Here is a 22,627-nt window from a genome sequence, read left to right as displayed (position 1 = left end):
CATGTCCGGGGTAGTTAGGGTTTGGTACGTTAACCGAAGCATAAATCCGTCGTCACCGCCGGCCCCAGGGTTGGCCACACAAAGGCTTTTAGTGATGAAGTACCGATAATGCCGTCTTATGGAATGTCCTTTACCAACGACTCAGGTGTCGTGGTCATCGATTCGGAGTTTGCCAGGTTGGTCGTCCTGTACAAAGGTGACTACAGCGGACCTATCGTCTTCCCGGCGCCGATAACTACCCAGGAACCGCCCTTGGTGTTTGTTCGCCCCAGTGCCTCGGTAACCATAAGTTACGCCAAGATAACCGGTACCGCAGGCAACTGGACGGGCTTCTCATTCTTGGGAATGGGCTCTGGAAAGTTCTTCGTGGCCTCGTTCGGCGGGGCAACTCCCACTGCAAAGTACGGGTTTAGATTATGGGATGGGCAAGGAAAGTTGTTGTTTGATAGCGGGACACCGTGTGCGCAGTTCACCCGCACGATATCGGCATGGACCTACATTGGATCCAGCACAACACCGCAGGGTCAGACCCAGGTCAACTTTACAGCGCCATCCCCACTGGACTCCGGCGATTACATCATGATCAACAACATAGGGATGGACGTCAGTGCCGGCTCTAGCAAGGGCGCTAAGTTGTACTGCGTGTGGGACTACGCAAACAACCGGATTGTGATGTTTACGATTGGAGTCTCTAACGCTGCGACATTTTATGTGCCCGTGGTGTTCGCTAAGCCAGTGATTTAGCCGTTAACCAGACAATTCAATATCCAATAGCCGCCCTGAGCGGTTTTTTATTTCCTGGAGAAAAATATGCCTTGGTACAGAGCCGGCACCGTTGCAGTTGCATTGAATTCGAACACCGTCACCGGCACCGGCACGTCGTTCAGTGCCAACGGTCGCGTGGGTGACGCATGGACTGGGCCCGATGGGCGCTGGTATGAGGTGACCAACATCGCCAGCAACACTGTGCTGACCATCTCGCCGAACTACCTGGGGGCAACAGTCTCCGCGGGTACGTACGCCCTGGCTCCGATGCAGGGTTACGTGAAGGACTCAGCCGATCAGCTCCGGCAGATCGTCAACCAATGGGGCGCGACCCTGGCGGGCCTCGGTACGGTCTCTACGCAAAACGTGGTTCCTGTGACCATGGGCGGTACTGGAGGCACCAGCCAGGCCACAGCCCGCGCTGGCTTGGGGCTTGGTAGCGCGGCGGTGGCCGCCATTGGCTACGAGAACGGAAACGTCGCAGACGCTTACGCAACTGGCAGAACACGCACAAGCGTGGTTCAAAGCTGGTTGACGAACGCTGTACATGGGCTCGATCCAAACCTCTACCCGCCAGGCTCTCCGGGCATGCCGTCCGGCGGTACGGGCTACTTTTACAAGCAGATTTTTCGGCACTCTGATGGCTCTAACAGGCTGACGGTTGCCTGGCCTTATGGGCTTGCTGGCAATTCGGGCACCATCAAGTTTCAGTCGATTTACGACGGTGCCGTAACACCTTGGATTGAGATCTACCACACCGGGAACACCACTCGCGCCGCTGACGGCACACTCAAGGCTATCTAAATGACCACTCGCGCAGCAGTAAACATTCTCGGTGCCGACGGCGCCGTCATCAATGTCACGTCTTTGGGCGTTAACACCATCACCACCGAGCACCCGGGCCCTGGCCAGTATCTGGTGCACGGAACGCTTGGGATGGTTCCACCACCAGAGGGCTGGGGTTTTGTTCTGAACCAGGTCGACGCGGCTTGCTCGGTAGACATCGGTTACAACGAGGGCGTGCTGGCTGTCAGCGTGGCCAAGGATGGTGAGCCCGCCGACTTGGTGCACAGCATCACTTTGCATGTGGCCGTGGACTCCTTGCCCGTCCAGTTGGTGCCGGAGCTGACAGCACCTGCAGCTGACCCGCTGGAATTGGCTCAGGCCGAGATCACCCGGCTGCGGGCCGTCGCTGACTATGCGATCGCGCCACTTCAGGACGCCGTGGATGTCGACGAAGCCACTGACGTGGACCTCGCGGCGCTCAAGTCCTGGAAGAAATACCGAGTAGCGCTGAGCCGGGTTATTGAGCAACCGAATTATCCGGGTGCCATTGAGTGGCCCGTGGTGCCCGCGTAACTGCCCATGGTTAACGCCGCCCGCCCTGAGCGGGTTTTTTATTGCCTGGAGAAAAGCATGCCGATCACCGAGCAGCAATTGCTGCAGATCCTCCCCAACGCCGGCCGCCAAGCCGGCGTTTTTGTTCCCGTACTGAATACAGCCATGGCCAAGTACGGAATCGTCACTCGACTGCGCATCGCCGCCTTCATCGCCCAGGTCGGGCATGAGTCGGGGCAGTTCCGCTGGCTGAAAGAGTTGTGGGGCCCCACGCCGCAGCAGGCTGGCTACGAGGGTCGCACCGATCTGGGTAATACGGTGAATGGTGATGGCTTTAAGTATCGTGGCCGCGGCCTGATCCAGATCACCGGTCGGGCGAACTATGCGGCGTGCGGCGATGCGTTGAGCCTGGACCTGATCAATAAGCCGGAACTGCTCGAGCAGCCGCAGTACGCGGCATTGTCGGCAGCCTGGTTCTGGTCCTCCCGCGGGCTGAACACTCTGGCGGATCAGAGCGATTTCCTGAAGATCACCCGTCGTATCAATGGCGGCATCACCGGCCTGGAGGATCGCCAGGCTTTGTACAAAGTGGCGCTGAAGGTGCTGGCATGACGCCGGTGCAGAAGTTGGCCAGCCTGGCGGCGCTGGTCCTGCTGGCTATGGCCGTGAGCTTCGGCGCCGCCTGGCAGGTGCAGGACTGGCGGTATGACGGGAAGCTGGCAAAGCAGGCGGGACAGTTCCAGACGGACCTTGACTCGATCGGCAGTGCCGCTACCGCCCAGGCCCGCGCCGAGCAGGACAAGCGCCTGGCCACCGAGCAGCAACTGGCCGCTGCCGATCAAAAACACACCAAGGAATTATCCGATGCCCAGCGCAACCAGGCTCTGCTGCGTGACCGTCTTGCTACTGCTGATGTGCGGTTGTCAGTCCTTCTCGACGCCACGGATTCAGCCGGTGGCTGCGACGTGCCTGCCGCCCCCGGCGCCGTCGGCGTGGTTCATGCAGCCCGTCGAGCCCAACTTGACCCAGCGCATGCTCAAAGAATTATCGCCATCACCGATGCCGGAGACCAAGGATTGATCGCCCTGCGAGCCTGTCAGGCCTACCTAAAAGAGGTTTCTACACCGAAGTAAAAGGAGCGGCCGGGCAGGATGCGTCAACATCCACCCGGCCACCTTCCCCGCAGAACGTCCCTGCAAGTCCAGCCAAGACTCCTGTTTCGTGCACAAAGCGGAGCGAGCCTTGCACTGTTTATCCATTCAGTTTTATTGAGGTAAGTGTTTTTTTACCAAGAGACTGATATTCGTTGACATTGCTCTCAGTCATATTAAATGTTGCAATTATCAAATTATTATCTGATAGCATATATAGCTGCATATTCAATATGTCAGCATCGAGCCCCTTCGATGTAAATGTTATAAGCCATGCCTTATTGCCCCCAGCCTCGATCTGTGAAGCTTGAGGTGCTAAGTTTTTCATGGCGATTAAAATATTATCTTTGATTTCATCAATTCCAACTAGTTCCGGTTTTTTTAACTTTGATATGCCAAAAGATACAGAGCCGCTTTCATTGCTGTAAATAACCTGAGGTCTTCTTTTTGATGGATATTTAATTTCAGCTAGCTTTTCAGATAATGGTGTGAATTGCGTTGGTATTTCAACACTTAAGCCTAAAGATTTGATGTTCTCTAATCTCATGTTTGCGTCTAGCGCTGAAGCACTTGCCGAAAACATTAATAATAAGATAAATGCGGCTATATTTTTCCGTAGTTCAATCACGTAGTTAATCCTCAATCTTACCATTACATCTCTGCTTCGGTTTCAATCGTGACTGCTACCGGGGTGGAGGAGTCGCGAGTGCTTTTCCTACGGTATTCGGTAATGAATTTTACTCGGTCGTCCTGGAAAAAGAGCAGGATTGAACCAGAGCGTGGATGGGGAACGTGGTGCTAGAAACTGCTTAACCAGTAGCTCTTTTAAGCCCCGTTGAAACGTTTTTTCGCTCATATCCATGGATATCCCAGACAGTCCGTCGTTAAACCAAGCTAGCTCGATGCTTTCTGCAAAAACCTGACGCATATACGCTACCTATAGCAAGTCCTATTGACTGAGCGGTTGTCGTTGGTGTGTTAAATCCGGCAACCGCTCCTGTCATTATTGCGGATGCAGCACCTCTAAGGGTCGCCGGCTGTCCTGCGCCAGCGTAGGCTCCTACGCAAGCTAACCCAGCTTAACCCAACGCATGTTCAAAGAGTTATCGGCATCACCGACGCCGGGGATAATGCCGTGATCGCGCTGCGGGCGTGCCAGGCGTACGTCAGGGCGATTGCGCACTGAGGATGATGAGCTACGCTTTTGGCTTGAATGCTCAGGACGGCAATTCTCCATTAAAACTGACAGGCACTTATGGACAAGCAGCTGGCAGGGCTCTCTTTTCTTTTGACGCTGGGGTGGGTCGTTGCTGTGGTGGGCGTCATGTGGTTTTTCGGTAGATGAAGAAAACTGTAGGCGGGAACTTGCTCTGTATTCAATGGCTCCCATGAGTACACCCATTTGGATATACAGGCATGAGCATCGGTGCAAGATTGAAATCTGAACGCCTTAGACTTGGATTGTCCCAATCTGCCATCGGTGCGATTGGTGGCGTGGAAGTGAATGCTCAGGGAAGGTATGAGAACGGTATTCGTCTTCCGCGGGCGGATTACCTGGCATCGGTCGCGGAATCCGGCGTCGATATTCTGTACGTGATCACTGAAAAGCGCACCGAAAACGGTAACGCGGATTCGGCCAAAGCTGCTGAGGCACTGGACAGCGCCACGGAATGTCTTGAAAAGGCGAAAGAACTCATTCACTGAATTTTCTGTATCAGCTCCGGTCCTTTGTTCCGTACATTACCTACGGCCGTGTCGACCTTGAACCACTCGAAGGCCTCGGCCGGCTCGCCCTGGTGCAGAACCATCTGCTCGGCGCGCTCCTTGGGCGTGGCCGGGTCTAGCCATTCCCTGGCCAGGTCCGGCGTCAGCACCACCGGGCGCCGGTCGTGGATGTCCACCATTCCGCCGGCGCTGTCGGCGGTGATGATCACGAAGCCGTCATGCTCGCCCGTGCCTTCATCGCTGTCGGGCAGTTGGCCGATGGCGGCGCACAGCACGGGTGCACCGTCCCGCCGGCGGATCAGGTAGGGCTGCTTCTTCGGTCCGCCTTCGTCCACCCACTCAAACCAGTTGTCTATGGGCGTGATTGCCCGGTGCGGCCAGATTGCGCGGAAGAACGGGCCGTGGGCCACCTTCTCGACGCGGGCATTGATCGGTGCGGCGCGGTCCTTGGCCCAGTGCGGCCGCCATCCCCATGGCACCAGGTCGGCATGCAGCAGATCGCCCTGCAGGTGGAGTAGGGCGACTTGGGTTGTCGGGGCGACGTTGTAGCGCTCGAGCGGCAATTCACCGACGGTGTTCGCCAAGGCATTGGGCATGCTCAGCGCTGCAACGAAGTCGTGAATGCCGCTGTACTGGGAAAGTCTTCCGCACATGGCCAAGCCCTCAATCTGAAACCTGAGCTTAGACGATGGTTTTCGAGCGAGACATCAGGTCGTTCAGCATCCCGCGCAGTGTTTCGGCTTCGCGCTTGCTGGATCCTGCCGATGTCCTGAGGACGTCGATCTGTTTGCGCATGACGGCGGCTTCAGCGCCTCTCTCAGCGAGGTATCCACGGAACTGTGTTTTGACGGCCTCCGCCTCGGCCAGCATCTGCACCAGGCCGTGAATATCCTCCCTCGCTTTACGCAGCTGCAGGTTAAGTTCCTGGATCTCATTCTCCAGTAAGCGGGCGTGCTGTTTGTGCATTTCGAGAGGCGTGGGTATCCCAAGCCACCCGCAGGTGTCTTCGTCGATGTTCATGGGGTGTGATTCCGAATGCTGTATGTGCATACAGTAATCGAGGCGCGGTAATGCGCTAGTCGTTCGCCGACGAACTGCACATTTACCCGACGATCAGTCAGGCGCCATGAGGACGGCCAGGGTCAGCTTAATGAACTCTTCATTCTCGTCGATGGTGTGCAGAGCGCCACGTATGTTCTCAGCCACATCGGCAGAGCCGCGCTGCTCGACCCAGTTCGATAGCTCCATGATCGAGGCCTCAAGGGCAAGTTGGTTTTCGTAGAGCTTGGAGAGCAGGGAAGGGAGCAGGTCTGAGTTGGGCATCGGCGTTCCTCTGGTGAAGTGAACAGCTTAGCAGTCGGCGTTCTTTGGGTGGTTTGTGTTCGGTCGGCAGGACGCCGGGGGGGGGGGTAATTCCTTTCCGCAAAAAAATGCCGGCCCTTGAATTTGCTGGGCTGTAGAGGGTCATTTTTATCTCTGATGCGGAAAGGAATTGCTTCTATGTCTATGTATTTAAAGGATTAGTTTCCGGACTTAAAATCCCCCGCTCGTAAGGGCGTGCCGGTTCGATTCCGGCTTCGGGCACCATCTAAAACCAAGGGTTTGCGGGCGAAAGCTGATGCAAGCCCTTGTTTGTTTCCGGTCGGCAATTTTTCAACAGGTCCGCAATCCACTTCGTTTGCGAGGCTTCCTTGCCTTCTGCGTTGCAGATGCACCGCCCGGTCATCGCAACAGTACTGCGCTACCTCGACCTCAGTTCTTCGCCCGGCTCAATGGAAATTCGTACCGGCGCTTCTCGATAAAGATCGAATAACGTAATCCTCCATCGCCGCTCGGCTGAAGAATGCTGTGGGTCTTGGATTTATGGAAAGGGTGGCTGTAAAGAGAGGGAAGGTCTGAATAGGCATAACTTTCAAAATGCAGTTCGTCGCCTACCCAATGCACCTCGTTGTACAGGAAGTGCCAGTTTTTGCTGGAAGCCATGTAGAGGTAGGCACTGCCGTTGGGACCCATGATGACTTCTACCTCCAGCTCACCTTTGTCATTTGCCCACTTGCCAATATATCGCTCCATACCGGAGTGGGCAGGTATCCCGGGATCCGCTACAAAATCACTGGCCTTGAAAGGGGTTTTGCGCGCAGCTTCAGCGGCGGCGTTTGGATAAAGGGCACACAGCGGTGCGACGTTACTGACTTTTACGTAGTTGAAGGTCAGGCTCGTATCCGAAACATCCATGCTCAGCGTCATGGTCTGCGGGTCGAATGCCAGGACCTTCAGGTCGAAGTTGTCTGAAGGTGATTTGAGATGGATGACCTTTCCATCGTCGGACACCTTGAAGTCGCTCACTTCCTTTTCCTGGTGCTTCCCGGGTTCAGCGCAGTTGAATGGATGCAATGTGGCTTTGGCATCAGCGCTGTATTCGACCACGTTGGCAATTCCGTTGCGCAGAGGAACCATGGCCCAGATGCCAACTACGTTATCTTGAGTCGCCAGCGCGTGCGTCGAAGGCTTGGCGCCATGGTTGGCACACCCGGTCATCATCAAGGTGGCCAGGGAAATTGTCAGAACGTTGATCCGCATCGGGCTTATCCATAAGAGTGTTCGCATTGATCCATCTGTCGCGGTTGGCGACCTTCTGGCAGGCAAGCATCATAAGGGATCGTTACGCTACGGTGCAGACCCAGAGGTGATTCTGCCGATAGGGCGCGCGGGTGAAGTGAACATCTGAAACCAGATGCATGCCTCGCTCTTGCAGGGCTTCGGTCAGTTGTACGAGTGTCTCTGCCTGGATAGTCATTGCTGTTACCTCGTCAGATTTACTGCGTTCATAATTCTTGACCGGCCGGGCAACTGGCTAATTCAAATTTTCTACAACGTTGATTGACGTGTGGTTGCTTCAGTTCTTTTGGTCCCGATCCCAGGATAAGCGCGACCTGAAAATACGCGGGCAGTGGTGCTCACGCACTCGAGGTGACCTACAGTGAAACATCGCGCCGGTATGACATGAGGAGATCCTATGTCCACTTTCAAGCTGACTTCGCGCGTCTTCAGTACGCCCCGTCACACAACGCATTATCTGGAGTCGGGACCTGCCGATGGGGCATTGATGATGTTCCTGCATGGTTGGCCCGAACTCGGTTTGATCTGGCGTGCACAGATGGAAGCGTTCGCTGCCCAAGGCTGGCACTGTGTCGCACCCGATATGCGCGGCTATGGCGGCTCTTCGGCGCCGGCCGCGATCAATGCGTACACGATTGAAAACATCGTGGCAGACATGACAGAGCTGCATGACCATCTCGGTGGAACGCCCGCCATCTGGGTGGGCCACGATTGGGGCAGCGTCGTGGCCGGTGAACTGGTCGCCCATGAACCTTGGCGCAGCCGCGGCGTTGTGCTGGTTTCGGTTCCGTACTTTCCTTCCACGAACGCGCTGGCGACGCTCATACCGCTGGTTGACCGAGGGATTTACCCGGTCGACCAGTATCCAGACGGCCAATGGGACTATTACCGCTACTACAACACGCATTTTGCGTCCGCCGTGGCTGATCTTGACGCGGACAAAGCAGCATCGCTGGCGTCGATTTATCGAAGAGGCGACCCTGCAAGCATCGTCAGGGTCGCCTCCAATGCCGAAGTGACCCGCAAAGGCGGGCGGTTTGGCGAAGCGCACCGGGCTCCCCCGACCCCACCAGACCCGGCGCTCTGGCCCGAGACGGACTTCGCGGCACTGGTGCGCACGTTCGAGGAGCGTGGTTTCCGCACGCCCTGCGCGTGGTATCTGAACGACGATGCCAACATCGAATACGCCCATCGCGCACCCGATGGCGGCCGCCTGTCCATGCCCGTCCTGTTTGTGAACGGTGATTACGACCCGATGAATACCATCAACGGCAATCAGTTGGGCGATCCAATGCGCGCGGCCTGCGCAGACCTCACAGTGACGAGCCTGCCTGGCGGGCATTGGCTGCCGGTGGAGTGCAAGGCCGAACTCGTTGAGGCCATAAGTCGCTGGCTGAAGCTCGCGAAATTTGCGCCCAATCAGTAAGCCCGGATCACACCTTGGGATGGGTGAGTCGGGGATCGGCACGTGTGCCGGTAGTCAGCGTCGTGGCTTGTGATCAACTGCGTTTTGGCTTCTTTCTTGACCGGGTTTGCCGTGATGAGATCTCGATCCACGTCGGCGCATGATCACTGGCATGCTCTTCACCCCGTACCCATGCATCTACGCCGACGTTTTTCAGGTACGGGGCGAGTACCGGGTTGAGCAGCAGATGGTCGATGCGCAGCCCGGAATTCTTCTGCCAATGCTGACGGAAATAATCCCAAAACGTGTACACCCGCTCTTCCGGGTACAGCTGCCTCAGCGAGTCGATCCAGCCCTGGGAAAGCAACCTTTGAAAGCACTCACGGCTTTCTGGCTGGAGGAGGGCATCCTTGAGCCATGAGCGGGTGTTGTAGATGTCCAGGTCGGTGGGCACCACGTTGTAGTCACCCGCGAGGACCACCGGATGTTCGCTGGCCTGCAGTGTTGCGGCGTGGGAGATCAGGTGTTCGAACCACGCGAGCTTGTAATCAAATTTTGGCCCGGGTTGCGGGTTTCCGTTGGGCAGGTACAGGCATCCGACAATCACGCCATGGACAGCCGCTTCCAGGTATCGAGACTGCGAGTCGTCCTTGGCTCCCGGCAAGCCCTTATGGATCAAAAGGGGTTCGGAATCCCGCGCGAGAATTGCCACTCCGTTCCAGGAAGCCTGGCCATGGTGCAATGAGCCATAGCCCGCCGCCTCAAGTTCTCCAGCGGGGAACGCGTTGTCTTGCGCCTTCAGTTCCTGCAGGCAGACGATGTCCGGGCGCTCCTTTTCCAGCCACTGCAGAAGGTTGGGCAGTCGCGTCTTTATGCCGTTAACATTGAATGTCGCGATCTTGAGGTTCTGCATGGCGTCGGTCCTTCAATGTGCCGGGTGCGCCGGGTGTTCGGCCACCGTGGGGGTAGGGGGACTACCCTTGCTCATTTGGCGATGTCCCCTATACCGGTTTAGTCGCAAAGCCTCTTTTCGACTACAGCAAGCCTGCTTTTGCTCACTGACATTACGACCGGAACCTGTTTTTGAAACGACCATTGGTGTCATTTTCCGGTTGTGCCCCCGACTGGTTCAACGCTCACTGATCCAGCACAAGCACTTCGCGGCAGACCGAGAGGGGGCAGGTTGTTCAGGCGGACTGTCGGAACGTATGATCGCAGCGAGCGCCCTTTTCCGGGCGCTGAGACTCACCCTTTGAAGGACATGAGCATGGAAAAGCACTTCGGTAATTCAGGCCTGTTCAAGGCTGCTTCGTATCACTGCAACACGCTCCTGGGCAGCGGCATTGCTCGCTGGGAGCTGAAAAATATTGCGTTGAATACGAAGGAGTTTTTGATATGTCCAAAGAACTACTCGGAGTTTCTGCTTTAGGGTTGATGGTGGTGGGGGAGTTTTGTGCAATCTACAGCGAGGTGGTAACCGCCAGGCTTGCCCAGACAGGGCATGGTTCATGGGAGGCGTTCGTCCTTCCCGTTGTGCTGATGTGTTTTGCCGGGCTTTGCCTGTTGGGTGCGTATTGGCTGGGGTACGTGGCGGTCGGTGATATCTGGGTCGTCACCGTGGTCTCAGTCACCTCCCTGTTGCTGCTTGAGCCCGTGGTGGTCTGGGCGCTGTTCCATGAAGCACCAGGGCGTGGCGCACTCATCGGGTTTGTCCTCGGCGCCTTGGGCATGCTTGCTACTGTATTGCTTTGACTCCGCCCTCTGGCCCGGCAATCAAACGCCGGGCCAGCTCGCCTCAAATGGTCACAGCTTCATCTTGAAGCCTGTGTGGGTTGGCAAGAACCCCAGGGACTCATAAAACCTATGAGCATCTGGCCGCGTACGATCACAGGTAAGCTGGATCAGTTGGCAGTGGCGCTGACGTGCTTGCTCAAACGACCATTCGAAGAATTGCCGGCCCAATCCGCTCCCACGCATTCGCTCGTGCACGCGGACGGCTTCGATTTGAGCTCGCCATGCGCCCCGATGAGAAATATTCGGAATGAAAGAAAGTTGGAGAGTACCGACCACCTCTTCATCAGCCACAGCGACGGCAAGAAACTGGTTCGGGTCTGCGTCGATGGCCTCAAACGCTCGTATGTAGGAACTCTGAAGCGGAAGACTGCTATCTTCTCGAACAGCCCCCAGGGAGTCATTTGCCAGCAGCAAAACAATGAAAGGCAAGTCGTCGATACTGGCGCGTCGTATGGTCAGATTCGTCACAACGGTTTCCTGAGGTGCGGTGGTATAGAGGAACCCAGCCGATGGGGGCATTCGCATCCAAACATAACATTCATCCACGGAGCAACGAGCCCATGTCAAATACCGCTGGCATGTTCATCCGTCAGTTCTTTCACGGTACCCGGGCCGACCTGGAGCCCGGCGATCTGATCCGCGTCGGCTACCCGTCCAACTTTACAGAAGGTAAAGCACTGTCCTGGGTTTACTTTGCGGGCACGCTGGATGCCGCCATCTGGGGGGCTGAGCTGGCGCTCGGCAGTGGGCGGGAACGGATTTATGTTGTGGAGCCAACGGGGGCAATCATGGATGACCCCAACGTGACGGATAAGAAGTTTCCCGGCAATCCCACGCTTTCCTATCGCTCCACTGACCCTTTGCGCGTCGTGGCGGAGGTCACGAAATGGCACGGGCATCCGCCTGAACGGTTGCAGCAGATGAAGGACAATCTCGCGCGCTTGAAGGCCGAGGGTCGCGACGTGATCATTGACTGATATCATCGGGCACAAGCCGGCGTCACCCGATCGCCAAGTGGCTTTCCTTAACTGTTCCAGCAGGTGCTCCCATGCAGAATTCCCCTCCTGAAGGCCTACCTACCTATCGGATCCTGACAGGCAAGGACGATGCCTCCTTCTGTCACCGGGTCTCTGAAGCGCTTGCGCTGGGTTACCAGCTTTACGGCTCGCCAGCGGCAACCTTCAATGGCGAGTACGTGGTGGTGGCACAGGCTGTCGTTTGGAGCGCCGATAACAACGCTACTGTCAGGAACTGACGCGGGCTTGAATTAAGGTGAGTTCTCTCACTCCTGTCAGGTCAAATGATGAAATTCTCGTCTGTTCGTCTCGTTACCAACCACTTTGAACGGCTCGTTCAGTTCTATCACAACCTCTCGACTGTCGAGCCAAGGCACCTGGCTGACGGGTTCGCTGAAATTCACCTCGACGGCGTCGTCCTGGCCATAGCCGATGAGCGCCTGGTCCGCCTTCACAACGATGGACTGGCAGTCGCCGCCAGCAACCGTCCGGCGATCCTGGAGTTTCAAGTGGACGATGTGGAGGCCGTCCTGCTGCGTATCGGTCGGGCTGACGTGGTGATGCCGGTGACGGTCATGCCATGGGGCAACACTTCGGTATTGCTGCGTGATCCGGATGGAAGCCTGGTCAACGTCTTTTCGAGACCTTGCCGCTGAATCGGTCCGCTGTTGTCGCCAGGTTCGGTAGGGTCGATAACGGGTTAAAGTAATCGGCTAAAACGCCGATCAATTAACATCGATACCGGAATTGGATATTTGACATGATCACGAACGTCAGCAGTCTCGCTTCAGTACCCGCCAACCCAAGTCCGGCCAGCGTCAGCGATAGCTCCAAGACCGAAGACTCTGGAACCCTGAGTCTCAACCCGGACACGGGTGCCAAAAGTGCGCCCGCTGCAGGTGGCGGCCAGGCGGCATCCACGTCGCAGGAGTCCGACACCGTCAAGGCGCTGAAAAAGCAGATTGCGGAGTTGCAAAAGCAGCTTCAAGAGCAGCAGCAAAACATGCAAAAGGCCCAGGCCAGCAATCAAAGCGCAGACGCCAAAGCGGCCGCCGTGGCTGCCGCCCAGGCGCAGATTGCCGCAACGGCAGCTGCATTGCAGTCTGCGTCTTCGGCGTTGTTGCAGGCACTGACTTCCGACGGTGGAAGCGGTACCGGTTCCATCATCAGTACCACCGCCTGAGAGGCAGATTTGGTTTTCCACAAGAAGCATTCGTGTACCCACGGGCCATTCTGTTCGACCTGGATAACACGCTGACGCACCGAGCCTTGATTAGCCTCACCTTGCACACCAAACGTCAACGGAACTGCGTTTATGAAATACAGCTGGATCGCACTTGTCTTACTGCTTTGTGCCTGCACGAGCGGCCCCACCCGGGAACAACTGGCAGAACAACGCTTATGGGAATACCAGTTGCTCACTCACCTCAATCACTTCAAGTCGTACCCCGAAGAAGCTCGCCTGCAAGGATTGACCGGCCTGGTCAGGGTTGAATTCGTGGTCGACGCCAAAGGCAACCTGATACGCCACAAAGTCATCAGCCATACAGGTTCGGATCTGTTCGTCAGCGCCGTGGAGCGATTCGTTCCGGCGGCGTCGCCAGTGCCTGCGCCTCCACCCTCAATGCTGCTCAAAGGCGAAATTCAAGTGGTAGCCCCGTTTGTATTCTGCCTGGAGGGCGTGGCCTGCGCCGGCTCACCGCCACGCCGGCTGTAGCTGACCTGCGGATAAATTCCGGGCAAAGAAAAGCCCGCGATGGGGAGCGCGGGCTTAAAGGTTTTCACCAGGAGCTGAGGTGACCATAGGCGCCCGACTGTGAAAGGGTTGTGAAAGGGCGCCAACGCTGCACTCAACTCAGTAGGCGCCCGCGGCCGCCTTTGCGCCGCTGGCGATGGCGATCCCGGAGCTGCTACCCAGGCGCGTAGCACCGGCTTCGATCATCGCCTGGGCCGTCGCCAGGTCGCGCACGCCGCCCGACGCCTTCACGCCTATCTGCGCCCCCACTACGCCGCGCATCAGGCGCACATCCGCCAATGTCGCGCCGCCATGGCCGAAACCGGTGGAGGTCTTGACGAACGCCACGTTCAGCTCGCGGCACAGGCTGCAGGCATGGGTTTTCTGCTGGTCATCCAGCAGGCCGGTCTCGAGGATGACTTTCAGCGGTACCGCGCCGCAGGCCGCCAGCACCTGGGCAATATCGTCGCGTACCTGGTCCAGCAGGCCATCCTTCAGCCAGCCGATGTTCAGCACCATGTCGATCTCGCCTGCACCGGCCTCGATCGCAAGCTTTGCCTCATAAGCCTTGGCCGCACTCAAGCCCGCACCCAGGGGGAAGCCGACGACGGCACAGACCAATGGCGCGGCGTCGCGCAGGCAGTCGGCGGCCAGCGGCACGTTGGCGCTGTTGACGCACACGGACTTGAAGCCATGCTCGCGGGCCTCGGCGCACAGTTGGCGAATGCTCGCCTGGGAAGCATCGGCGGCCAGCAGGGTGTGGTCGATATAGGCCGCGAGCGGCAACGGATCAGTCGGCATGGCAAGTGTCCTGTAAGGATGAGGTGCTGGGAAAAGGCGGTTTGTGTTAAGTTGGATGCATTAAATGTTAAAAAAATAACATTGTAAATGGAATTTGTGACTGCCCTGATCAAGGGCACGCATTCAACGAGGGTTGGAACGCAGTGGATTCAAAGAAAAGCGAAAGATTTCGGGCCATGCACAAGGCCTTGCAGGGCGAGTCGGCGATTCACTTGCGTGACATGGCCGCATTGCTGGGCGTATCGGAAATGACCCTGCGCCGCGACCTGGCAGACAGCCCCCAGGGCCTGCGCCTGTTGGGCGGGCACGTAACCCGCAGCGGGCCGCCGGAGCCCGATTACCAGGTCGCCGAACAGGACCAGCGCCACGTCGCCGAGAAGCGTCAGATCGGCGTGCTGGCCGCCAGCCTGGTGCGCCCCGGCGACACGGTGTTTATCGATTGCGGCACCACCACGCCGTTCATAATCGAGGCGTTGCCGGATGACCTGGAGTTCACCGCGCTGTGCAATTCCCTCAACGTATTGCTCAAGCTCCAGCAAAAGCCCCACTGCACCATCATCCTCTGCGGTGGCACCTTTCATCGGCGCAACATGGTCTTCGAGAGCCATGCCGAGGCGGGCATCCTGGATGGCATCCGTGTGGCGTGGGCGTTCATTTCCGCGGCCGGCGTCAGCGCCGCCCACGGTGTGACCTGCTACAACCTCAACGAAGTGGAGGTCAAGCGCCGGGTCATGGCGCGGGCGCAGACCTGCGTGCTGGTGGCCGACCACAGCAAGTTCGACGAAGTACGTGCGGCACACTTTGCCGAGCTGTCGGACTTCCAGCGGGTGATCAGCGACCCCGGGCTCGAGGCGGCACAGCAGCAGGTGATCAGGGACAGCGGGGCGATCCTGCTGATCTGACTCAAACAGCATTGTGATTTTTATTTCATTTGTTCGGAATTTAACAAATTGGCCTTGACACTCTCGGGAGCAAGGCATAGTTTTTCAAATGTGATCGCGGTTCACATTTGTGAGCACGGCCTCCCCGAAGGCCGTGCCCGAATCCTGACAACAATAAAAATAGGAATCACCATGCTCCAGATAGCCCGTAAACCTGTTCATGTGCTGGCCCTTGCACTGGCTGTCGGGGCCTCGGCGCTGGCGCTGAACGCCCAGGCCAAGGATCTGAAGATCGGTTTCAGCCAGGTCACCCTGCAATCTCCCTTCTACGTACAACTGCGCGACGGCGCCAAGGCTGCAGCGGCCAAGGGCGGCGACGAGCTGATCTTCCTCGACGCCAACGGCGATATCAGCAAGCAGAACAACGATATCCAGGACCTGCTGACCCGCAAGGTCGACATCCTCATCATCAATGCCGTGAACCCCGACGCCGTGGGCGCGGCCCTCGACGCCGCCAAACGCGCCAAGGTGCCGGTGATTGCCGTCGACCGCGCAATCAATGCCCCGGTCGCCACCACCATTGGCCGTAACAATGCCGAGATGGGCGAGCTGTCCGGCAAGGCGCTGCTCGCCGCGCTCAAGCAGCGCGGTGTGACCAAGGGCAAGATCATCGAGATTCAGGGCGACGCCGGCGGTACGGTGATGAAAGAACGCCGCAAGGGCTTCCACACCGCTTTGGCCGGCACCGACTTCAAGATCATCGACGGCCCCTACAGCGAGTACATGCGCGCCAACGCAGTCACGGCAATGCAGGATTTGCTGCAAGCGCACCCGGACCTCAAGGCGGTGATCGCGCATAACGACGACATGGCCATGGGCGCGCTGCAAGTGCTCACCGAAAGCGGCAAGAAAGACGTCCTCGTGGCCGGGATCGACGGCTTGTCCGAGGCCTTGAATGCCATCCAGAGCGGCGATCAATACGTGGCCACCGCCCTCAACGACCCACGCTACCTGGGCGAGGTCGCCATCGAGGCGGCGCGGGCCCTGGCGGCCGGCAAGTCGGTGCCGAACTTTGTCGACGCCGGCACCCAGGTGGTGACCAAGGCCAACGTGGCCGAGGTCAAGCATGACTCTACCTTCGGCGAATACCGCCCCGGCGCGCTCTGACGGATCTGCGCCGCCACGCTATGGATTTTTGCGGGCACCTCTTGCGGGAGGTGCCTGGTCGAACGCACTCGTCACTCAACAGAGGAATTCACTGTGAAAGCTGCCGTCATGTACCAACCGGGCGATATCCGGGTCGAAGATGTTCCAAAACCTGCGGTCAAGGCCGGCCACGCGCTGGTTCGGGTCGCCGCCTGCGGCGTGTGCGGCTCGGATATCCCGCGCATGCTGAGCAAGGGCGCCCATGTGATGCCGCTGATTTGCGGCCATGAATTCGCAGGCTTTATCGAAGAGATCGGCAGCGGTGTCGACGGCTATGCCATCGGCGAATTGGTGACTGTGCCGCCGATGATCCCGGACGTCAGCAGCGACCAATATGCCCGTGGCTTTCCGTCCCGCTCGGAGCGCTACGATTACTTCGGCAGCCGCCGCGACGGCGCGTATGCCGAGTACGTCAATGTGCCCCTGAGCAACCTGATCAAGGTGCCCCAAGGCATGGACCCGATTGCCGCGTCCCTGGTGGACCCGGCGGCGATTGCCCTGCATGCGATCTGGAAAGCCGACTTCAAGGCCGGGCAGAGCGGGGCAGTGGTAGGTTGCGGGCCGATCGGCCTGTTTGCGATCCAGTGGCTGCGGATCATGGGGGCCAAGGATATCGTCGCCATCGACATCGCCGAAGAGAAACTCGCCATGGCCCGCGAAGCCGGCGCCACCCACACCCTGCTCAGCGGCGCGGCGGATGCCGAGTTGCCCCGTTGCCAACTGGTGATTGAAGCGGCAGGCCATCCCAGCTCGATCAACCAGGCCGTGCAACTGACCAAGGCTGGCGGGCATGTGGTGTTTATCGGCATTCCCACCAGTGACGTGGCCCTCAGCACTGCGACGTTCTCGCACTTCCTGCGCCAGGAAATCTCCCTGCACGGCGCCTGGAACTCGTTCTCGGCACCGTTCCCGGGCGATGAGTGGACGGCCTCCATCGACAAGCTGGCTTCCGGTGAATTGCAGTGGCAGTTCATGATTACCCACGACTTGCCGCTGGATCAATTGCCGGCGATGTTCAAGCGCTATGCCGATCGCAGCGAAGTCGCGGCCAAGGTAATTTTCCGTCCCTGAGCCGCGTCAGCTGTGTGTCGCCAAGCCCGACGACGCTGTGCGTTGCCGGGCTTAAAACAAAAAGCGTTGTTACAAGACGCAGGAGAACTACCGATGACCTTGTTGTTGGGACTGGATTTCGGAACAGGTGGGGTGCGGGCTGGTTTGTATGACCTGCACAGCCACAAACTGGTACACGTCGCCGAGGCGCCGTATGCCACGCAATACCCGCAGTTGGGTTGGGCCGAGCAGGCGCCGGCGGACTGGTGGTCGGCGCTGGGCAAGGCCTGCCGGCAGTTGATGGCCCAGGCCGGGCACCCGCAGGTGGCGGCGGTGTGCGTCGCCACCACAGCCTCCACCGTGGTGGTTGCCCAGGCGGACGGCCAACCCCTGGCCCCGGCGTTGTTATGGATGGATTGCCGCGCCGCTGCCGAGTCGGCTCGCACGGCCCACGTCAGCCACCCGATGATGAACCAGGGCGGTGACGCGGTGGAATGGCTGGTGCCCAAGGCCATGTGGCTGGCCGAGCACGAGCCTCAGGTTTACCAGCGCGCCGAGCGTATTTGCGAGGCCGTGGACTGGATCAACTTTCAATTGACCGGGCGCTGGGTCGCCTCCCAATTGAATGCCAGTTGCAAGTGGAATTACGACACCCTGCAGCAGCGTTTTCCGGTGGAATTGTACGCCGAACTGGGCGTGCCTGAACTGGCGCAAAAACTCCCTCAGGAAGTGATCAAGGTCGGCGGGCGGATCGGCCCTTTGAGCGCCGATGCCGCCAATCATCTGGGCCTGAGCCGCGACACGCTGGTGGCCCAGGGCGGAATCGACGCCCACATGGCAATGCTCAGTGCCGGCACCACTGGCGCCGGCGAGCTGTTGTTTATCGGCGGTACCTCGGTGGTGCAACTGATGCACACCCCGCAACGCATCGACGTACCGGGCATCTGGGGCCCGTACCCCGGCGCCTTGCTCGACGGCCAATGGTTGATGGAAGGCGGGCAAGTCTCCGCCGGTTCGATCCTCAACTGGCTGGCGCAAAAGATGTTCGGCCTCGACGATGCCGGGCACCAGCGCCTGATCCGCCAGGCCGCAGAACTGCAGCCCGGCTCCACCGGCTTGCTGGTGCTCGATTACTGGATGGGCAACCGCACACCGTACCGCTCACCGGACATGCGCGGCGCGATCATGGGCCTGTCGCTGAACCATGACCGGCATGACCTGTACCGCGCCTCGGTGGAAGCGATTGCCCTGGGCTCGGCGAACATCTTTCACACCTGGCGCTCCGAGGGCATCGAGATCACCCGTGTGGTCGCCGCCGGTGGTTTCCAGAAGAACCCGTTGTGGTTGCAGGCCACGGTGGATGCCACCGGTGTGCCGTTCGAAATGGTGCCCCACGATAACCTCACCCTGATCGGCACCGCCGCCGCTGCCGCCTGCGCCCTCGGCGAGTTCGGCACCTTGCAGGAAGCGGCCACCGACTTCACCACCATCGGCCGGCTGATCGAGCCCGACCCTTACGCCCACGAGCAATACATCGAGCTGTTGGGCCGCTACCGCGCCGCCACCGACAGCGTCGCGCCCATCAGTTGCAAGCCACCGGCGAACCGCACGCTCGGCGTAAGGCCGGCAGCATGAGCGCCCATCCTGAAGAAACGTTTGCCACGCGGTTGTCGGCCGATTCCCAGCGCGATGACTTAATGGTCCAGGTGGCCAAGCTGTATTACGACCTGGAAAAGACCCAAAGCGATATCTCCCGAGAGACCGGCCTGACCCGCTGGCAAGTCAGCCGCTTGCTGCGCGAGGCGCGGGATTGCGGGGTGGTGCGCATCGATATCGTCGCTCGCTCGGCGCGCTTGCCGCAGCTGGAAGTGGCCTTGCAACGGCGTTTCGGCCTGCGTGAAGCATTGGTGCTGGATGTGGAAGATGCCGACACCGCGCTGAACGTGGTGACCCAGGCCGCCGCCCGTTACCTGTGCAACTTGCAGCCGATGCCGGCGCTGATCGGCGTGTCGTGGGGCCGCACCCTGACCAAAATGGCCCAGTGGCTGGTGCCGCGCTGGAACGAGGGGGTCAACGTGGTGCTGCTGAACGGCGCGATCAATACCCGTTCGATGGGCGAGTCCAGCCATAACGTCGCCGAGCGCTTCGCCCAGGCTGCCCGTGGCCAGGCCACGTTGCTGCCGGTGCCGGCGATTCTCGGGCATGCGCATACCCGCGAGGCGCTGGAGCAGGACCCGGTGATCGCCCAGGTATTGCGCCTCGGGCAACAGGCGCCGGTGGCGTGTTTCAGCCTGGGGGAGTTGTCTGATCATTCGGTGTTGATGGAGTCGGGTTACATCGACCGGCCATTGCTCGAAGAGCTGGAACGCCTGGGCGCCGTCGGCGACATCATGGGCCGCTTTATCGGCATGGACGGTGAACCGGTGATGCCCGAACTCGACGCCCGCACCCTGGGCCTGCCGTTGGCCGCCTTGCGCGACAAGGCCTGGTCCATTGCCGTGTGCGTTGGCGCGCAAAAGCACCGCATCGTCCACGCCAGCGTCAAGGCCGGCTATGTCAATGTGCTGGCCACCGACGCGGCCACCGCCCGCTATTTGCTGGAGCAGGATCATGAGTGAGTTGGCCCTGGATATCCGTCATGTCAGCAAGCGTTTTCCGCCCAATGTGGTGGCGCTGACCGATGCCTCCCTCGACGTTCGGCCCGGTGAGGTGCATTGCCTGCTGGGCGCTAATGGCGCGGGCAAAAGTACCCTGTTGAAAATCGTCGCCGGCGCCCATCGCCCGGATGGCGGCGAGATGTCGGTGGCGGGCCGGCGGGTGGAACTGAAGAATCCGCAACAGGCGCGCCAGGCCGGGATCGCGATGATCTATCAGGAGCTCGACCTGATCCCGCAGATGACCGTCGAAGAGAACCTGATGCTCGGCTATGCGCCCCAGCGCTTCGGGATTATTTCCCGGGGCAAGCGCAGTGCGTTGGCCAAAGCCGCACTGTTGCGGGTCGGGGCCAACTTCTCGAGTTCCGACCGGGTGGGCAGCCTGTCGATTGCCAACCAGCAATTGGCGGCCATCGCCCGGGCACTGACCTGTGAGGCCCGGCTGGTGGTGATGGATGAGCCTTCGGCGGCGCTGAACGAGACCGAACTCAAGCGGGTGTTCCAGGTGATTCGCGAGATCACTGCGGCGGGTGTGGCGGTGCTGTATGTCAGCCACCGCTTGAATGAAATTCGCGAGATCGGCGACCGGGTCACGGTGCTGCGTGCCGGGCGAACCCTGCAAACCCACGAGCTGGCGCAGATCGACGACCAGGCGCTGATCGCCGCCGTGGTCGGCGAGCACCGCGACCTGCTGGAACGCAGCCCGCGTCAGGCGCCGCGGGACAACCTGGCGCTGAATATTCGCCGGCTGCAAGGCGAGCAGGGCCTGGACGTGCAGGGGCTGGAAGTGCGTCAGGGCGAAATTGTCGGGCTTGCCGGGCTTAACGGGGCAGGGCGCAGCACGTTGCTCAAAGCCTTGTTTGGCGTGGGGCGCAACGACAGCGATGTTGAACTGTTTGGCCAGCCTTATCAGCCGCAAACTTCGCGCCAGGCGATCCGCCAGGGCGTCGGGTTGGTGCCGGAAAACCGCAAGACCGAAGGCCTGCTGCTGGATGCGCCGATCTACCGCAACGCCTGCCTGGTGCATACCCGGCACTTGAACTGGTTCTCCCATCGCCAGGCCAAGGACCGCGCCGGCCCGGTGCTGCAGCGCTTGCAGACCAAGCTCGACAACCTTGAGCAACCGGTACGCCAGCTCTCCGGCGGCAATCAACAGAAGGTGGTCATGGCCAAGTGGGTGATCGACGGCGCGCGCCTGTTGCTGCTGGACGAGCCCAGTCGTGGCCTGGATGTCGGCGCCAAGGCCGACCTGTATGCCCTGGCCCGCAGCCTGGCGCAGGAAGGGGCGGCGGTGCTGGTCGCCAGCAGCGAGCTGGACGAGTTGTACGTCAATTGCGACCGCATCTGGGTGATGCATGAGGGGCGCAACGCGCTGTGTTTCGACCCCTTGACTGCCAGTCGCGACCAGATCGACCAGGCCATCCTTATCGGTAGAACGAGTGTAGAACCATGACTATTGCAAGCAACCCAAGCCCGGTTTTCGATAAGCCCGTCACCCTTACCAGCCGCCGTCGCAGTGCGGTGCTGGAGTGGGTGATGCGCTACAACTTTGTGTTCATTTTCCTGTTTGCGGTGGTGGTGGCGACGTTCCTGTCGGACGACTTCCTGACCTTCGGCAACATCGCCAACCTGTTCCAGCAGGGGGCGATTGTCGGGATCATCGCCATCGGCATGACCTTCGTTATCCTTACGGCCAATATCGACCTGTCGGTGGGCAGCCTGTGTGCCTTCGGCGGGATCCTGGTGGCGGTGCTCCTGCAGCAGCAGGTCAGCGGCTGGCTGGCGGTGCCGGCCACGTTGCTGGTGGGACTGGCCATCGGCACCTTGATGGGCAGCCTCACGGTCTTTGGCAAGGTGCCGAGTTTTATCATCACCCTGGCCGGGCTGGTGTCGCTGCGCGGGGCCACCTTCCTGGCATCCGACGGTGCGCCGATTGGCGGATTGCCGGCCAGCTTCACCTCGTTCGGCTCGGCCATGATCGACATCTGGCCCAGCGCTGGCATTGCGTTTCCGGTACTGGGGCTGATCTTTATCCTGATCACCGTCATCGCCTGGCTGGTGCTGCGCTACACGGTGTTTGGCGAATACGTGCTGGCCACCGGCGGCAACCTGGAGGCTGCGCGGCTGTCCGGCGTGCCGGTGCGGGCGGTGACGATTGCGGTGTTCGCCATCTGCGGCGGCCTGGCAGCATTCGCCGGCTTGTTGATGACCTCACGCCTGCACGTCGGCCAACCGACCGCTGCCCAGGGCCTGGAACTGGATGCAATTGCCGCCGTGGTGCTGGGTGGCACCAGCCTGTTTGGCGGGCGCGGCAGCGTGGTAGGCACGGCGGTGGCGGTGATGCTGCTGCAGGTGTTGCGCAATATCTTCAACCTGCTGGGGCTGGGCTCGTTCTACCAGATGGCGATCACCGGGGTGATCATCGTGCTGGCGATTTTGCTCAACCGCTTGATCGACCATTACGCCGGGCGCACCTGAGGACACCGT

At 59.5% G+C, this 22,627-nt stretch carries 30 protein-coding genes and 1 pseudogene; 22 read left to right on the top strand and 9 right to left on the bottom strand.

Features of this window, described 5'->3' with window-relative positions; all coding sequences use genetic code 11:
• Positions 1-123 precede the first annotated feature (123 nt).
• The 5 genes from HX824_RS05615 (at position 124) to HX824_RS05595 (ending at position 3,236) form a co-directional block, all read left to right on the top strand.
• Entirely contained in the window at positions 124-744 is a 621-nt protein-coding gene (locus tag HX824_RS05615; protein ID WP_250884703.1) for a hypothetical protein, read from the top strand.
• A gap of 66 nt (positions 745-810) precedes the next feature.
• The gene (locus HX824_RS32860) at positions 811-1,569 is read left to right on the top strand and encodes a hypothetical protein (protein WP_371316597.1); all 759 of its coding nucleotides are present in this window, start codon (positions 811-813) and stop codon (positions 1,567-1,569) included.
• Positions 1,570-2,124 (top strand): tail fiber assembly protein, encoded by a 555-nt coding sequence (locus tag HX824_RS05605; protein ID WP_177054252.1) that lies wholly within the window; start codon positions 1,570-1,572, stop codon positions 2,122-2,124.
• A gap of 57 nt (positions 2,125-2,181) precedes the next feature.
• Positions 2,182-2,715 (top strand): glycoside hydrolase family 19 protein, encoded by a 534-nt coding sequence (locus tag HX824_RS05600; protein WP_177054251.1) that lies wholly within the window; start codon positions 2,182-2,184, stop codon positions 2,713-2,715.
• Entirely contained in the window at positions 2,712-3,236 is a 525-nt protein-coding gene (locus HX824_RS05595; RefSeq protein WP_177054250.1) for a lysis system i-spanin subunit Rz, read from the top strand. The genes HX824_RS05600 and HX824_RS05595 overlap by 4 nt, the downstream gene beginning before the upstream one ends.
• Before the next feature lie 118 nt (positions 3,237-3,354).
• On the opposite strand, the gene HX824_RS05590 is transcribed toward HX824_RS05595, so the two are convergent.
• On the bottom strand, positions 3,355-3,882 hold the full coding sequence (locus tag HX824_RS05590; RefSeq protein ID WP_177023111.1) for a hypothetical protein: 528 nt from the start codon (positions 3,880-3,882) through the stop codon (positions 3,355-3,357).
• 447 nt (positions 3,883-4,329) lie between these two features.
• On the opposite strand from HX824_RS05590, the pseudogene HX824_RS32495 reads away from it, so the two are divergent.
• Together HX824_RS32495 and HX824_RS05585 are read left to right on the top strand one after the other, a co-directional pair.
• Positions 4,330-4,440, top strand: a pseudogene (locus HX824_RS32495) (lysis protein); the annotation flags it as partial.
• A 230-nt stretch (positions 4,441-4,670) separates the two neighbouring features.
• Positions 4,671-4,958 (top strand): helix-turn-helix domain-containing protein, encoded by a 288-nt coding sequence (locus HX824_RS05585; RefSeq protein WP_177054249.1) that lies wholly within the window; start codon positions 4,671-4,673, stop codon positions 4,956-4,958.
• Here the strand turns inward: HX824_RS05585 and HX824_RS05580 are convergent.
• The 5 genes from HX824_RS05580 to HX824_RS32490 all read right to left on the bottom strand — a co-directional run bounded on the left by HX824_RS05580 (position 4,952) and on the right by HX824_RS32490 (position 7,776).
• Positions 4,952-5,632 (bottom strand): SOS response-associated peptidase, encoded by a 681-nt coding sequence (locus HX824_RS05580; RefSeq protein ID WP_177054248.1) that lies wholly within the window; start codon positions 5,630-5,632, stop codon positions 4,952-4,954. The two genes, HX824_RS05585 and HX824_RS05580, sit on opposite strands and share 7 nt — an antisense overlap.
• 28 nt (positions 5,633-5,660) lie before the next feature.
• Positions 5,661-5,999 carry a hypothetical protein gene (locus HX824_RS05575; RefSeq protein ID WP_177054247.1) on the bottom strand — a complete coding sequence of 113 codons (339 nt, stop codon included), beginning with the start codon at positions 5,997-5,999 and terminating at the stop codon, positions 5,661-5,663.
• 93 nt (positions 6,000-6,092) lie between these two features.
• Entirely contained in the window at positions 6,093-6,302 is a 210-nt protein-coding gene (locus HX824_RS05570) for a hypothetical protein (protein WP_134326553.1), read from the bottom strand.
• A 429-nt stretch (positions 6,303-6,731) separates the two neighbouring features.
• Positions 6,732-7,559 (bottom strand): hypothetical protein, encoded by an 828-nt coding sequence (locus HX824_RS05565; protein WP_177054246.1) that lies wholly within the window; start codon positions 7,557-7,559, stop codon positions 6,732-6,734.
• 82 nt (positions 7,560-7,641) lie between these two features.
• On the bottom strand, positions 7,642-7,776 hold the full coding sequence (locus HX824_RS32490; RefSeq protein WP_023658805.1) for a hypothetical protein: 135 nt from the start codon (positions 7,774-7,776) through the stop codon (positions 7,642-7,644).
• A gap of 219 nt (positions 7,777-7,995) precedes the next feature.
• Here HX824_RS32490 and HX824_RS05560 point away from each other — a divergent pair, with 219 nt between their 5' ends.
• Positions 7,996-9,024 (top strand): alpha/beta fold hydrolase, encoded by a 1,029-nt coding sequence (locus tag HX824_RS05560; protein WP_177054245.1) that lies wholly within the window; start codon positions 7,996-7,998, stop codon positions 9,022-9,024.
• 73 nt (positions 9,025-9,097) lie between these two features.
• Here the strand turns inward: HX824_RS05560 and xth are convergent, their stop codons facing one another.
• Positions 9,098-9,916, bottom strand: coding sequence for an exodeoxyribonuclease III (xth, locus tag HX824_RS05555; protein ID WP_003207724.1), 819 nt, complete (start codon positions 9,914-9,916; stop codon positions 9,098-9,100).
• Between the two features lie 354 nt (positions 9,917-10,270).
• Here xth and HX824_RS05550 point away from each other — a divergent pair, with 354 nt between their 5' ends.
• The gene (locus HX824_RS05550) at positions 10,271-10,432 is read left to right on the top strand and encodes a hypothetical protein (RefSeq protein ID WP_166742167.1); all 162 of its coding nucleotides are present in this window, start codon (positions 10,271-10,273) and stop codon (positions 10,430-10,432) included.
• Positions 10,433-10,437: 5 nt separating this feature from the next.
• Positions 10,438-10,755 (top strand): hypothetical protein, encoded by a 318-nt coding sequence (locus tag HX824_RS05545; protein ID WP_032899360.1) that lies wholly within the window; start codon positions 10,438-10,440, stop codon positions 10,753-10,755.
• Between the two features lie 51 nt (positions 10,756-10,806).
• Here HX824_RS05545 and HX824_RS05540 read toward each other — a convergent pair whose 3' ends face one another.
• Positions 10,807-11,265 (bottom strand): GNAT family N-acetyltransferase, encoded by a 459-nt coding sequence (locus HX824_RS05540; RefSeq protein ID WP_177054244.1) that lies wholly within the window; start codon positions 11,263-11,265, stop codon positions 10,807-10,809.
• A 92-nt stretch (positions 11,266-11,357) separates the two neighbouring features.
• Between HX824_RS05540 and arr the strand changes: the two genes are divergently transcribed.
• The 5 genes from arr to HX824_RS05515 all read left to right on the top strand — a co-directional run bounded on the left by arr (position 11,358) and on the right by HX824_RS05515 (position 13,530).
• Positions 11,358-11,774, top strand: a complete 417-nt coding sequence (gene arr / locus HX824_RS05535) for an NAD(+)--rifampin ADP-ribosyltransferase (RefSeq protein ID WP_023658807.1) — start codon at positions 11,358-11,360, stop codon at positions 11,772-11,774.
• Between the two features lie 71 nt (positions 11,775-11,845).
• Positions 11,846-12,052 (top strand): DUF1737 domain-containing protein, encoded by a 207-nt coding sequence (locus HX824_RS05530; protein ID WP_177054243.1) that lies wholly within the window; start codon positions 11,846-11,848, stop codon positions 12,050-12,052.
• Between the two features lie 48 nt (positions 12,053-12,100).
• Positions 12,101-12,469 carry a VOC family protein gene (locus HX824_RS05525; RefSeq protein ID WP_177054242.1) on the top strand — a complete coding sequence of 123 codons (369 nt, stop codon included), beginning with the start codon at positions 12,101-12,103 and terminating at the stop codon, positions 12,467-12,469.
• Positions 12,470-12,573: 104 nt separating this feature from the next.
• Positions 12,574-12,996, top strand: a complete 423-nt coding sequence (locus HX824_RS05520; RefSeq protein WP_177054241.1) for a hypothetical protein — start codon at positions 12,574-12,576, stop codon at positions 12,994-12,996.
• A 132-nt stretch (positions 12,997-13,128) separates the two neighbouring features.
• Positions 13,129-13,530, top strand: coding sequence for a TonB family protein (locus HX824_RS05515; protein ID WP_003207740.1), 402 nt, complete (start codon positions 13,129-13,131; stop codon positions 13,528-13,530).
• A 138-nt stretch (positions 13,531-13,668) separates the two neighbouring features.
• Here the strand turns inward: HX824_RS05515 and deoC are convergent, their stop codons facing one another.
• Positions 13,669-14,349, bottom strand: a complete 681-nt coding sequence (deoC, locus tag HX824_RS05510) for a deoxyribose-phosphate aldolase (RefSeq protein ID WP_177054240.1) — start codon at positions 14,347-14,349, stop codon at positions 13,669-13,671.
• A 143-nt stretch (positions 14,350-14,492) separates the two neighbouring features.
• On the opposite strand from deoC, the gene deoR reads away from it, so the two are divergent.
• The 7 genes from deoR (at position 14,493) to HX824_RS05475 (ending at position 22,618) form a co-directional block, all read left to right on the top strand.
• A complete protein-coding gene (gene deoR / locus HX824_RS05505; protein ID WP_008435058.1) occupies positions 14,493-15,251 on the top strand; it encodes a DNA-binding transcriptional repressor DeoR in 759 nt (252 codons plus the stop codon).
• Positions 15,252-15,422: 171 nt separating this feature from the next.
• Positions 15,423-16,397: a substrate-binding domain-containing protein gene (locus HX824_RS05500; RefSeq protein ID WP_177054239.1), complete on the top strand. Its 975-nt coding sequence runs from the start codon at positions 15,423-15,425 to the stop codon at positions 16,395-16,397.
• 93 nt (positions 16,398-16,490) lie between these two features.
• Positions 16,491-17,507, top strand: a complete 1,017-nt coding sequence (locus HX824_RS05495; RefSeq protein WP_371319407.1) for a galactitol-1-phosphate 5-dehydrogenase — start codon at positions 16,491-16,493, stop codon at positions 17,505-17,507.
• 93 nt (positions 17,508-17,600) lie between these two features.
• Positions 17,601-19,121, top strand: coding sequence for a ribulokinase (locus HX824_RS05490; protein ID WP_087693921.1), 1,521 nt, complete (start codon positions 17,601-17,603; stop codon positions 19,119-19,121).
• Positions 19,118-20,104, top strand: a complete 987-nt coding sequence (locus tag HX824_RS05485) for a sugar-binding transcriptional regulator (RefSeq protein ID WP_003207750.1) — start codon at positions 19,118-19,120, stop codon at positions 20,102-20,104. Before HX824_RS05490 ends, HX824_RS05485 begins: the two co-directional genes overlap by 4 nt.
• Positions 20,097-21,593, top strand: a complete 1,497-nt coding sequence (locus tag HX824_RS05480; RefSeq protein WP_003207752.1) for a sugar ABC transporter ATP-binding protein — start codon at positions 20,097-20,099, stop codon at positions 21,591-21,593. The genes HX824_RS05485 and HX824_RS05480 overlap by 8 nt, the downstream gene beginning before the upstream one ends.
• On the top strand, positions 21,590-22,618 hold the full coding sequence (locus tag HX824_RS05475) for an ABC transporter permease (RefSeq protein ID WP_003207754.1): 1,029 nt from the start codon (positions 21,590-21,592) through the stop codon (positions 22,616-22,618). Before HX824_RS05480 ends, HX824_RS05475 begins: the two co-directional genes overlap by 4 nt.
• The last annotated feature ends 9 nt before the right edge of the window (positions 22,619-22,627 follow it).

Source organism: Pseudomonas sp. D4002 (assembly GCF_013385665.1).
Taxonomy (GTDB): Bacteria; Pseudomonadota; Gammaproteobacteria; order Pseudomonadales; family Pseudomonadaceae; genus Aquipseudomonas.
This window is presented reverse-complemented; position numbering and strand designations above follow the sequence as displayed.

What these genes read in the sequence shown, in the direction of transcription:
- HX824_RS05615 (WP_250884703.1), top strand. Translation starts at nt 124, where the DNA reads ATGTCCTTTACCAACGACTCAGGTGTCGTGGTCATCGATTCGGAGTTT.
- HX824_RS32860 (WP_371316597.1), top strand. Translation starts at nt 811, where the DNA reads ATGCCTTGGTACAGAGCCGGCACCGTTGCAGTTGCATTGAATTCGAAC.
- HX824_RS05605 (WP_177054252.1), top strand. Translation starts at nt 1,570, where the DNA reads ATGACCACTCGCGCAGCAGTAAACATTCTCGGTGCCGACGGCGCCGTC.
- HX824_RS05600 (WP_177054251.1), top strand. Translation starts at nt 2,182, where the DNA reads ATGCCGATCACCGAGCAGCAATTGCTGCAGATCCTCCCCAACGCCGGC.
- HX824_RS05595 (WP_177054250.1), top strand. Translation starts at nt 2,712, where the DNA reads ATGACGCCGGTGCAGAAGTTGGCCAGCCTGGCGGCGCTGGTCCTGCTG.
- HX824_RS05585 (WP_177054249.1), top strand. Translation starts at nt 4,671, where the DNA reads ATGAGCATCGGTGCAAGATTGAAATCTGAACGCCTTAGACTTGGATTG.
- HX824_RS05580 (WP_177054248.1), bottom strand. Translation starts at nt 5,632, where the DNA reads ATGTGCGGAAGACTTTCCCAGTACAGCGGCATTCACGACTTCGTTGCA.
- HX824_RS05575 (WP_177054247.1), bottom strand. Translation starts at nt 5,999, where the DNA reads ATGAACATCGACGAAGACACCTGCGGGTGGCTTGGGATACCCACGCCT.
- HX824_RS05570 (WP_134326553.1), bottom strand. Translation starts at nt 6,302, where the DNA reads ATGCCCAACTCAGACCTGCTCCCTTCCCTGCTCTCCAAGCTCTACGAA.
- HX824_RS05565 (WP_177054246.1), bottom strand. Translation starts at nt 7,559, where the DNA reads ATGCGGATCAACGTTCTGACAATTTCCCTGGCCACCTTGATGATGACC.
- HX824_RS32490 (WP_023658805.1), bottom strand. Translation starts at nt 7,776, where the DNA reads ATGACTATCCAGGCAGAGACACTCGTACAACTGACCGAAGCCCTGCAA.
- HX824_RS05560 (WP_177054245.1), top strand. Translation starts at nt 7,996, where the DNA reads ATGTCCACTTTCAAGCTGACTTCGCGCGTCTTCAGTACGCCCCGTCAC.
- xth (WP_003207724.1), bottom strand. Translation starts at nt 9,916, where the DNA reads ATGCAGAACCTCAAGATCGCGACATTCAATGTTAACGGCATAAAGACG.
- HX824_RS05550 (WP_166742167.1), top strand. Translation starts at nt 10,271, where the DNA reads ATGGAAAAGCACTTCGGTAATTCAGGCCTGTTCAAGGCTGCTTCGTAT.
- HX824_RS05545 (WP_032899360.1), top strand. Translation starts at nt 10,438, where the DNA reads ATGGTGGTGGGGGAGTTTTGTGCAATCTACAGCGAGGTGGTAACCGCC.
- arr (WP_023658807.1), top strand. Translation starts at nt 11,358, where the DNA reads ATGTCAAATACCGCTGGCATGTTCATCCGTCAGTTCTTTCACGGTACC.
- HX824_RS05530 (WP_177054243.1), top strand. Translation starts at nt 11,846, where the DNA reads ATGCAGAATTCCCCTCCTGAAGGCCTACCTACCTATCGGATCCTGACA.
- HX824_RS05525 (WP_177054242.1), top strand. Translation starts at nt 12,101, where the DNA reads ATGAAATTCTCGTCTGTTCGTCTCGTTACCAACCACTTTGAACGGCTC.
- HX824_RS05520 (WP_177054241.1), top strand. Translation starts at nt 12,574, where the DNA reads ATGATCACGAACGTCAGCAGTCTCGCTTCAGTACCCGCCAACCCAAGT.
- HX824_RS05515 (WP_003207740.1), top strand. Translation starts at nt 13,129, where the DNA reads ATGAAATACAGCTGGATCGCACTTGTCTTACTGCTTTGTGCCTGCACG.
- deoC (WP_177054240.1), bottom strand. Translation starts at nt 14,349, where the DNA reads ATGCCGACTGATCCGTTGCCGCTCGCGGCCTATATCGACCACACCCTG.
- HX824_RS05500 (WP_177054239.1), top strand. Translation starts at nt 15,423, where the DNA reads ATGCTCCAGATAGCCCGTAAACCTGTTCATGTGCTGGCCCTTGCACTG.
- HX824_RS05490 (WP_087693921.1), top strand. Translation starts at nt 17,601, where the DNA reads ATGACCTTGTTGTTGGGACTGGATTTCGGAACAGGTGGGGTGCGGGCT.
- HX824_RS05485 (WP_003207750.1), top strand. Translation starts at nt 19,118, where the DNA reads ATGAGCGCCCATCCTGAAGAAACGTTTGCCACGCGGTTGTCGGCCGAT.
- HX824_RS05480 (WP_003207752.1), top strand. Translation starts at nt 20,097, where the DNA reads ATGAGTGAGTTGGCCCTGGATATCCGTCATGTCAGCAAGCGTTTTCCG.
- HX824_RS05475 (WP_003207754.1), top strand. Translation starts at nt 21,590, where the DNA reads ATGACTATTGCAAGCAACCCAAGCCCGGTTTTCGATAAGCCCGTCACC.